Raw genomic sequence first — 10,559 nt, 5'->3', positions numbered from 1 at the left:
TAGTGACTTACTGTGCCGGAATTTCACCGAAGACTAGAATGCAATAATCACGCAGATGATTATTCTTACTCGCTTTTACTATTTTAACACGGTCGGCTCATATCCCCACGGATAAATCCGGGGGCTTTACGCCGATTCTCGGTAAACTACCCAACTTGTCGGGAAAATGCCAGGACAGTATTCCCCGCTAACGATTGTTCAACTGCTCAGTCCACACCACAGAGAATTCAGTTTTATGGAAATGATAGGGACTGCTATCGGAAGCCATGCCCCGGATTTTGAATTGCCGGGAATAGACGATCGCGTTCACCACTTAGCCCGGTATTTGGAAGAGTATCGGGGAGTGGGCGTAATTTTCTTAGGCAATCACTGTCCTTATGTCCAATCATATCTCGATCGCCTCAAACAGATCCAGACGGATTTTAACAGCCAAGGCTTTACCCTGATTGGGATTAACTCCAACGATGCTAACCAATATCCTGAAGATAGCTTTGAACAGATGAAGTCCTTCGCCCAGGAAAGGGACCTGAATTTTCCCTATCTGCGCGATGCCACCCAGGATGTGGCCCATTGTTTTGGGGCAAACAAGACCCCAGAGGTGTTTTTGCTGGATGGGGAGGGGATTCTGCGCTATAGAGGCGGGATTGATGATTGTCCCGATCGCCCAGAAGAGGTGCAGGTTTCTTACTTGAGAAAGGCGATCGCATCCTTGCTATCCGGGGAAACCATCGCCATAGAGTCTACAGAAGCAATCGGCGGTTCCCTCAAATGGGAATCGAATGCTCGGCGATCGCCATTACTCTGAGAAAGGACCCTAAACCATTACTGCCCCTGACTGCCGTTACCGTCCAAGGACCCTAGACCCTAGACCCCAGAATGGACCCCTATTCAAGGCATTTCAGCGACTCCCCAGACAACCCGGGGATGATTTCTGATGGAATGCGTGGAAAAATGCCGACATCCTGCTATCTTATGGGGGAGACAAATACAGTTGGGAAAACAGAGAGCTGATGGGGACAGTGTACCAGCGAGTCTTACTAAAGCTGAGTGGCGAAGCATTGATGGGTGACCTAAATTACGGTATCGATCCCATCGTGGTTGAGCAAATCGCGCAACAGTTGGCAGATTTGATTGCTGATGGCGTAGAAGTGGCAGTTGTTGTCGGTGGCGGTAACATTTTTCGCGGAGTTAAAGGAGCAGCAGCAGGCATGGATCGCGCGACTGCTGACTACATTGGCATGATCGCCACGGTGATGAATGCCATGACGTTACAGGATTCTCTGGAACGCATGGGCATCCCGACGCGGGTACAAACCGCGATCGCCATGCAGGAAGTTGCCGAACCCTATATTCGTCGTCGTGCGATTCGCCACCTAGAAAAAAAACGGGTGGTTATTTTTGGGGCTGGATCGGGAAATCCCTTCTTTACCACGGATACCACCGCCGCCCTCAGAGCCGCAGAAATCAATGCAGAAGTGATCTTTAAGGCGACTAAAGTTGATGGGATTTATGATAGTGACCCTCATCTGAACCCCAATGCGAAACGATTTAACAGTCTGACTTATGGCCATGTTTTAACGCACGATTTACGGGTGATGGATAGTACCGCGATCGCCCTGTGCAAAGACAATAATATCCCTATCATAGTATTTGACCTCTCGGTACCGGGTAACATCCGCCGAGCGGTCTTGGGAGAAAACGTCGGAACGATTGTGGGAGGTTTTTGTGAAGTTAGCTGAAGTAGAAGATCTGATGAAAAGAGCCGTTGAGGCGACTCAACGCTCTTTTAATACCATTCGCACCGGCAGAGCGAATACCTCTTTGCTGGATAAAATCATGGTTGAATATTACGGAACGCCCACTGCGCTGAAATCGTTAGCGAGCATCAATACCCCCGATGCGAGTACGATTTCAATTCAACCGTTTGATCGTGGCAGTTTGGCTGTCATCGAAAAAGCAATTTTAACCTCGGATTTGGGCTTAACTCCGAACAATGATGGGGCAATTATTCGGTTGAACATTCCCCAATTAACCAGCGATCGCCGTCTGGAACTGGTGAAAGTTGCCGGAAAATATGCGGAAGAAGGTAAGGTTGCTATTCGCAATGCTCGCCGGGATGGGATTGATTCAGTCCGCAAGCAGGAAAAAAATAGCGACATCTCCCAAGATGAATCGAGATCTTTGCAAGATGACATTCAAAAAATGACGGATAAATACGTTGCAAAAATCGACGAAGTGCTGGCGGCTAAGGAAAAAGACATCACCACTGTCTAATTTTTCTGACCGTTTTCTATAGCCTAGCGAGTTTGTAATTAACTGAAAAACCCAGATAATTCTTCAGGTTATCTGGGTTTTTCTGGCATCTATTCGTTACAGTTTGTCAAGGATGCCCGGGTCGTCCTCTGTCATCAGACAGAGGTGCTTGCGCCCAGGGCGTGCCGTAAAATCAATTCAATTGAGACGTGAAAATTCAATCATTATGTTTGACTGCATTATTGTAGGAGCGGGTCCCGCTGGCGGAAGTGCCGCCTATCATTTAGCAAAACGAGGGCGATCGGTTTTAGTCCTAGAAAAAGAATCTTTGCCGCGATATAAACCCTGTGGAGGCGGTGTCTCTCCGGCGATCGCCCAATGGTTTGACTTTGACTTTACTCCGGCGATTTCCATGAAAGTCGATCGCCTCCGCTACACCTGGCAGGGAGAGGACCCAGTAGAGGTGCAACTAGAAACTCCCGAACCCATGTGGATGGTCCGCCGGGATATTTTTGACCAATTCCTGATCGACAAAGCTAAACAACAAGGGGCCGAAGTTCGAGACAATAGTGCGGTGACTCAAATTGCTTTTAAAGGCGATCGCTGGCAAGTCACCACCGCCACGGAAACCCTAGAAGCCAAATATCTGATCGCCGCCGATGGTGCCAAAGGTCCAATGGCTAAAATGCTGGGCTTTAAAGAACGCGATCGGCAACCTGCCGCCGCCGTCGAAATTACCTCAAACAATCCCAATCCCCTGATCCAATTTGATTTTGGTCGCATCAAAAAAGGCTACATCTGGAACTTCCCCAAAGCTGATGGTTGCACCCTCAGCATTGCTAACTTACAAGGCAACACCAAAGAAAATCTCGACCAAATCTTAACCCAATATGCCCAAGCCAATGGGTTCCCCCTCTCCACCCAAGTGCATCAGGATTTTCTCTGCTTATGGGAAAAAGAGCAAAAACTCCACACCCAGAATGCCATCCTCGCCGGAGAAGCTGCCTGCGTCGTTGACCCCTTAACCGCTGAGGGAATTCGGCCCTCTATGTTTAGTGGCGTCAAGGCGGCAGAGTCCATTGATGCCGCCCTCGCCGGTTCCAGCAACGCCCTAGAACAATACACTCAGGTGATGAATGAGGAATGGGGAGGACAAATGGTTTGGGCCTCCCGCGTCTCAGGTTTATTCTACAAAATTCCCAAAATTGCTTATAAAGTAGGGATTAAGCGACCCAGTGCGACCCAGCGCATGGTGGAGGTATTGTGTGGGGAAACCAGTTATGCCGATATTGCCAACAAGGCGATCGACCGTCTCAAGAAAAACCTGATTCCCGGTTTCGGGGGATAGTCAGGTTTAGACCAATCCTCTCACCCATGGGTACAGAATTAAATCTGTAGGACAAGAAACCGAGTTTCTAACCCATGAAGTACCCCTGGACTATAGCAATCCTAAATGATTTATGCCCTTGACGGCTGCTCCTTGCCGGATGTTTTGGGAGAGGGGCATTGGGGTGAGGGCATAAATCATTTCAAGGGTCGCTCTAGCATCCGGTCCCGATGCCCTAGGGCGCAGCTTTCACTGGATAGACAATAGAATTAATGAGGGGGAGCCGGGTTCAAGGGATTGAGATGATCGTATATTTAGTAAATAGCGAAATTGTTCATGCGTAAATAAACTAAACTATAGAGATGACAATTTACTTTTACAAAGTTGACGAACCCTACGGCTGTTTTTCTAATTTTTCCCTCCACGGAATTCGGAGAAAGGGCCTGCATTGGCCGACAGTCGAGCATTATTATCAAGCTCATAAATTTATTGGGGTAGAGGATGAGTCGATTATTACTGAAATCCGAAATGCTCCGACTCCGGATGAAGCGGCGAAATTAGGACGCGATCCCTCTCGTACCGCTCGCTCAAACTGGGATTGGGTCAAACTTGGGATTATGCGAGAAGCGGTATTAACGAAGTTTTTGACCCATTTAGATATCCAGGCGATTCTTCTGGCGACGGAGGACCTTACCATTGTTGAGGATTCCCCGACGGATTATTTCTGGGGCTGTGGTGCCGATCGCACGGGTCCAAATCATCTCGGCCAGATGTTGATGAGTGTTCGGGAAGAAATCCGAGGACGCCTTCAGGAAAAAGAGTCCAGTTAATTGGGCAATTTGGGAACCCTGAGTTGATTCCCTCGGGGGTTTTCAAAGGGGGCGATGGGAAGCTATACACAACATATAAAAATTATCGGGGGTGCGATCGCCTCCAGGAAAGAAATCCGGTTTTGGGACAAGGGAAACCCACTCTCTACAGATAAAATTTTCCCTTGTGCCAAAACTGTAGAATTCAAAACCTGAATTTATTTGAAAATTTGAAAATAATTTTATTATATCGTAAAATTAAATTTTTGTCAACAGGGGAGGATGAGGGAACAGGATGATAAGTCATTGCAACTCTACAACGCTGGAATATATTAAGATTTTATTGATATCATGTTGACAAAGGCATCAAAATGGGGTTTTTGGCGATCGGACCCGCCACCGGGAGAACAGGAGCTAAACCCGAGGCTCTGTGCTAGAAACTCATCCAGGGGAGTTATAGCTGATGTCGATCCTCATCGATCACTGAGTCAGTTAAAGACTAGAGTGGTTTAGCTACCTAAAGATGAGGCATCCAGCCCTGTCTCGTTCGAGGGGGGTATGGCCGACTGGCACTCATAAGGCGACGAAATAATTCGAGTGGGTGTAGAGAAACGGGATTTGTGCCGCTCAAACCCTGTAATTTTTCGAGAGCCTTAAAATCTAATTTAGTGGGAAGACGGAGGGTTTTGGACCTTCCCGAGGTAAAAACATCTGGATTGGAAGACAGCACATTTTTTATGACAATCAACAATAATAATACAAATACCGCACAACCCGTCCAACAGAGATTAGATCGCGAAGTGTTGTTGCATCGAATGCTCAACCGGATTCGCCAATCTCTGGATTTAGAGGAAATTCTCACGGCTACGGCTGCGGAAATTCGGTCCCTATTAGGAACTGATCGCGTCATGGTCTATCAATTCAATCCCGATAGTAGTGGGAAAGTGATTGCCGAGTCCATTCATGAAAATCGCCTTCCCTCCCTCAAAGGATTAAATTTTCCCGCTGATGATATTCCCGAACGAGCTAGAGAACGGTTTACCAAAGAACGGGTCAGTTCCATCGTAGATGTTGCCAAGCAGCAAATCGGGGTCAGTTCCCGGGAATATGCCTCGGCTGAATCTTTGGAGGTGGGAAACAGCATCCGCTATCGCCCTGTGGATGAGTGTCATTTGACCTACCTCAGAGCAATGGGAATCAACTCCTCTGTGGTGGTCCCTATCCTCCATCATCAGGAACTCTGGGGTCTGATTGTCTCCCATCATGTAGAAACCCGCCCGATTTCTGAAGATGATTTGCAGTTGGTGCAATTATTGGCGGATCAGGTGTCGATCGCGATCGCCCAGGCCACCCTTTTGCAAGCCACCCAGCAAAAGCAAGCCCGAGAAGCGACGATCAATCAGGTGGCCGGGTTACTCCACGCTCAACCCAGCATCGAGGTCCATGCGGCACTAGAAGCCACTGTCACCGCCCTCAATGGATCGGGGGGCCGGCTCTACATCGGCGCGAAACACAATTCCATGATGGGTAACCTGGACAACTCAATCAGTCAACTGTTTACCGTTGGGGAACAACCGCTTCCAGTCAGGTCTGAATTCTCAGACATCCTAGAAGAACATCCCCTGTGGAAAGACTGGATTAAAACCGCCAATTCCAGCCGGAATTTAGAACAATCTCATGCCGTTTCCGTCCGGGCGATCGCGGATATTTATAAACCCATCCACCTTAACTGTTTTACCCCCGATTTCCGGCCCACGCGGATCCGCAGTCTGCTGGTAATGCCTCTGTTTTATCGGCAACAAAATCTTGGATATTTGACAATATTTCGCAACGAAATCGAAACGGAAACTTTATGGGCGGGACGCTTTAATAGTAATCTCAAGCAATTACTGCCTCGGCAATCCTTCGATGCGTGGCGGGAACGCAAAACGGGACAAACTCAAGACTGGAAACCGGAAGAAATTGAAATGGCTCGATCAATTGCGAAGCATTTTTCAATGGCGATCGAGCAATATTTACTCTACAAAGAGGTGAATTCCCTCAATGCCAACCTAGAGCAGCAGGTCCAAGAACGCACGGAGGAACTCCAACAGTCGTTAAAATTTACCCAAATCCTGAAACAAATTACGGACCAAATCCGCAGCACCTTAGATGTCAGCACCATTCTGCAAACCATTGCCAAGCGTGTGCGAAATTTGCTGAATACCGATCGCGTGGTGATTTACCAGTTTGATGACAGCGGCACTGGAGAGGTGACGGTAGAAGATCTCCGGGAAAACTGGCAATCGGTTCGAGGGATTCGCTGTCCCGGATGTATTCCCTCCGATGTTTCTAATTTGTATTTAAAAGGCCGGATCCGGGCGATTGATAATGTCGCCACGGATGAATTGAGTGCCTGTCATCGGGAATTTTTAGAAAGCATTCAGGTTAAAGCCAATTTAATCGTCCCGATTCGCATGGGTTCAGATTTGTGGGGATTTCTAATTGCCCATGAGTGCGAACAACCGCGCCGGTGGCAAGAACAAGAAATTGACCTGTTGCAACAACTCGCGGATCAGGCGGCGATCGCGATCGCCCAAGCGGAACTGTATCAACAAACCCAAGCGGCGGCGGCGAAAGCCCAAGCTCAAGCGGTGGAGTTAAAACAGGCGATCGAAGACCTCCAAAATGCTCAAACCCAACTGATTCAAGGGGAAAAAATGTCCAGCCTAGGACAGCTTGTGGCTGGAATTGCTCACGAAATTAATAATCCGGTTAACTTTATCTATGGCAATCTTAATCATGCCACCCAATATGCAGAGGATTTGTTAAATTTGCAAAAACTCTACCAATATCATATCCCGGAGCCTCCGTCAGAAATTCAGGAGTTTATTGAAGAAATAGACCTCGATTTTCTGATTGAAGATTTGCCAAAAATGTTGGTTTCTATGAAGGTGGGGGCGGACCGCATCCGCTCGATTGTGCTGAGTTTGCGGAATTTCTCCCGGTTAGATCAAACGAATATGAAAGCGGTGGATATTCATGATGGGATTGATAGTACCTTAATGATTTTACACCACCGATTTAAAGCTAAAGGCGATCGGCCAGAAATTGAAATCATCAAAGAATATGGGAAACTTCCCCCGGTGGAATGCTTTGCCGGACAGCTCAATCAGGTGTTTATGAATCTATTGAGCAATGCTATTGATGCCTTAGATGACTGGGATAAAGAGCGATCGCCTCAAGAACGCCATCAGCACCCCTGTCGCATTACAATTCGCACCACCCTGACAGGGGATGATGAGCAACAAAATGCGGCGATTTGTATTTTTAATAATGGTCCAGGTATTCCCGAACATCTGCGATCGCGGATTTTTGAACCCTTTTTTACCACCAAAGATATTGGCAAGGGAACAGGAATGGGCCTTTCCATCAGTAAACAAATTGTAGTGGATAAACACGCGGGAACCTTTAAATGTCTCTCGGAACCGGGTCAGGGGACTGAATTTTGGATTGAAATTCCGCTCCTTCAATCCAAACCTTCTGCCACCCCGGAGGTAGAGACATCAAACCCCACCCATCTGCCCTCTTCTCGGTAGATTCCGGAAGCTGTAGGCGGTGTTTGCTCTGTTTGGAGGGAGGGGGAATTTTACTTGACCCTTCCCTCTGTGATTAGGTTTGAATCTTGCATATTTTATGGGATAGAAAAAATTTACCAGGGCAAATCAGATGAATTGATATAGCAATCCTTTATCCGTTGTGGAATGCCCTCACCCCTTTCTCGTCGGCGGCCCAAAGGGGGAGAGGGGAGCAAGAGATGGCATAAATCATTTAGGATTGCTATAGTCTCATTGAGAACCACTCCTCGTAACGATTAACAAGGAAAAATCAGCTAACATACACAGACCCAAAAAGGGAGCATGGGGCTGGTGGGGGATGAGGGCAGACTGTCCAAACATCGGATGCACCCCAAAAAAAATTATCAATCTTATAATAAGAAGGAATCAGGGAAGGTTCGGGATATCAATTGACCTCAGAATTACTTCGTGCATCTACTCAATTCAATCCATATCAATCCCTAAAGGAACAGTCAGCCGGGTGGAAGGGCAGAATACAAGATGGAGCATGAGCCATGAAAAATTTACGGAGTGTCATAGAAACGGACATCTCGAAGGGGGGAGGTTTTTTGATGAAGTCAGAACGAAGAACGGCGATCGCCCAGGGTCCAACGGAACAGTACAAAATCTTGTCTCGGGCGATCGCCCGGATTCGAGAATCCCTGGATTTAGCGAGCCTCTTTCCAGCCACTGTGACTGATCTGCGCCAGTTATTAGATGTCGATCGCGTTGCAGTCTTTCGCTTATGGCCCGAATATCAGGGCAGTTGGGGACAAATTATCGCCGAAGACGTGCGATCGCCAGATTTAGCTGCATTGGGGACAGAATTAGGCGATCGCAGCTTTGCGGACGAATGTAATCCCTACTATCATCTCGGAGGACTTCATGTCATCCCCGATATTTCCCAGTCGAACCTGACCGCGCGCTATCAGGATTTCTTAACGCGATTACAGGTTAAATCTCACCTGTGCATCCCCCTTCACCAACAAGATACGCTCTGGGGACTCCTCTGGGTGCATCAATGTCGGGGAGAGTGCCAGTGGGAAACGAGCGAAATTGAGTTTCTTCGCCTCATCGCCTCTCACTTATGTCTGGCCCTTGAACGCTCTGAAGAACAGGGGAAATTCCAAGCCCAAACCTCACAATTAGGGATGGCAGCCCAACGAGAACGAGCCTTAGCCACAACTATCGATAAAATCCGGCGATCGCTGGATATCCATACCCTCTTCCAAACAACCACCCAAGAAGTCAGGCAACTCCTAGAGGCCGATCGCGTTGGGGTCTACCGCTTCAAACCCGATTGGAGTGGCAACTTTGTCGCGGAATCCGTTTCCCCCGGCTGGACTCCCCTGATGGGGGTCCTGCCCGATGTCCTTGATACTCACTTACAGGAAACTCAAGGCGGACGCTACCGAGAGAATCAATCCTTTGCCGTTAATGATATATACAGTGTGGGCCATGCTCAGTGTCACATTGAACTGTTAGAAACGTTTCAAGCCAAAGCCTATATCATTGTTCCCATTCTCGCTGGAGAAACTTTGTGGGGATTGCTGGCAGCCTATCAAAATTCCGGCCCTCGTCACTGGTATGAGTATGAGGTGGAGTTACTCAGTCAAATCGGCGCTCAGTTTGGGGTGGCTGTGCATCAAGCTGAACTGTTCGCGCAATTGAAACATCAAAAGGAAGAATTATCTCTCACCTTACAGAACTTGCAACAAGCTCAAAGTCAACTGGTCCAGAGTGAAAAAATGGCGAGTCTCGGTCAGTTGGTGGCGGGAGTGGCTCATGAGATTAATAATCCCGTGAATTTTATCTATGGAAATCTCACTCATGTTACGGATTATACTCAAAATTTACTGGGATTGGTCGAACAGTACCAGAAATATTATCCTAATCCCCATGAGGCGATTCAAGAATTCAGTGAGGAAATCGAATCGGACTTTTTGAGGGAAGATTTGCCGAAGATTTTAGCTTCGATGAAAGTTGGAGTGGAACGGATTCGCGGGATTGTTTTATCCTTGCGAAACTTCTCCCGACTGGATCAATCGGAGAAAAAGCGGGTTAACCTTCATGAGGGGATTGACAGTACCTTATTAATTTTGCAACATCGCCTCAAGTCTAAAGGGGACCGGGCGTCAATTCATTTGATTAAAGAGTATGCTGAGTTGCCTTTGGTAGACTGTTATGCGGCGCAAATAAATCAGGTTTTTATGAATATTTTGAGCAACGCGATCGATGCCTTGGAAATGCGCGATCGCGACCGGACTTCGGAACAGATTCGCGCCAATCCTAGTTGGATTAAAATCAGCAGCGAATGGGTAGAAAATGATAGCTCTAGCACCAGTCCAGGAGATCGCGATTCCAATGGTGAGGAAAACCCGGACTTGACGCACAGAAGCGGTGTGGTGATTCGGATTTGCGATAACGGTTCGGGAATTCCAGAGGAGGTGCGATCGCGAATTTTTGACCCGTTTTTTACCACGAAACCCATCGGTTCGGGGACAGGTTTGGGCTTATCCATTAGCTACCAAATCGTGGTGGAAAAACATGGGGGTTCTTTGACCTGTCTTTCCC

Annotated in this window: 7 protein-coding genes; all 7 read left to right on the top strand. The window is 47.8% G+C overall.

Annotated elements, in window-relative coordinates; all coding sequences use genetic code 11:
- Positions 1–241 precede the first annotated feature (241 nt).
- Positions 242–805, top strand: coding sequence for a thioredoxin family protein (locus J0895_RS14940; RefSeq protein ID WP_207088854.1), 564 nt, complete (start codon positions 242–244; stop codon positions 803–805).
- A gap of 205 nt (positions 806–1,010) precedes the next feature.
- Entirely contained in the window at positions 1,011–1,739 is a 729-nt protein-coding gene (pyrH, locus tag J0895_RS14935) for a UMP kinase (protein WP_207088853.1), read from the top strand.
- Complete coding sequence (gene frr, locus J0895_RS14930) at positions 1,726–2,274, top strand: ribosome recycling factor (RefSeq protein ID WP_207088852.1); 549 nt, start codon at positions 1,726–1,728, stop codon at positions 2,272–2,274. The genes pyrH and frr overlap by 14 nt, the downstream gene beginning before the upstream one ends.
- 205 nt (positions 2,275–2,479) lie before the next feature.
- Positions 2,480–3,601, top strand: a complete 1,122-nt coding sequence (locus J0895_RS14925; RefSeq protein ID WP_207088851.1) for a geranylgeranyl reductase family protein — start codon at positions 2,480–2,482, stop codon at positions 3,599–3,601.
- Positions 3,602–3,942: 341 nt separating this feature from the next.
- On the top strand, positions 3,943–4,410 hold the full coding sequence (locus J0895_RS14920; RefSeq protein WP_207088850.1) for an NADAR family protein: 468 nt from the start codon (positions 3,943–3,945) through the stop codon (positions 4,408–4,410).
- 716 nt (positions 4,411–5,126) lie between these two features.
- A complete protein-coding gene (locus J0895_RS14915) occupies positions 5,127–7,967 on the top strand; it encodes a GAF domain-containing protein (protein WP_207088849.1) in 2,841 nt (946 codons plus the stop codon).
- 590 nt (positions 7,968–8,557) lie between these two features.
- The coding region (locus J0895_RS14910) for a GAF domain-containing sensor histidine kinase (protein WP_242541331.1) at positions 8,558–10,559 on the top strand (2,002 nt) is incomplete at its 3' end.

Origin of the sequence: Phormidium pseudopriestleyi FRX01, from assembly GCF_017313335.1 — a bacterium.
GTDB lineage: Bacteria > Cyanobacteriota > Cyanobacteriia > Cyanobacteriales > Laspinemataceae > Laspinema > Laspinema pseudopriestleyi.
This window is presented reverse-complemented; position numbering and strand designations above follow the sequence as displayed.

What these genes read in the sequence shown, in the direction of transcription:
- J0895_RS14940 (WP_207088854.1), top strand. Translation starts at nt 242, where the DNA reads ATGATAGGGACTGCTATCGGAAGCCATGCCCCGGATTTTGAATTGCCG.
- J0895_RS14925 (WP_207088851.1), top strand. Translation starts at nt 2,480, where the DNA reads ATGTTTGACTGCATTATTGTAGGAGCGGGTCCCGCTGGCGGAAGTGCC.
- J0895_RS14920 (WP_207088850.1), top strand. Translation starts at nt 3,943, where the DNA reads ATGACAATTTACTTTTACAAAGTTGACGAACCCTACGGCTGTTTTTCT.
- J0895_RS14915 (WP_207088849.1), top strand. Translation starts at nt 5,127, where the DNA reads ATGACAATCAACAATAATAATACAAATACCGCACAACCCGTCCAACAG.
- pyrH (WP_207088853.1), top strand. Translation starts at nt 1,011, where the DNA reads ATGGGGACAGTGTACCAGCGAGTCTTACTAAAGCTGAGTGGCGAAGCA.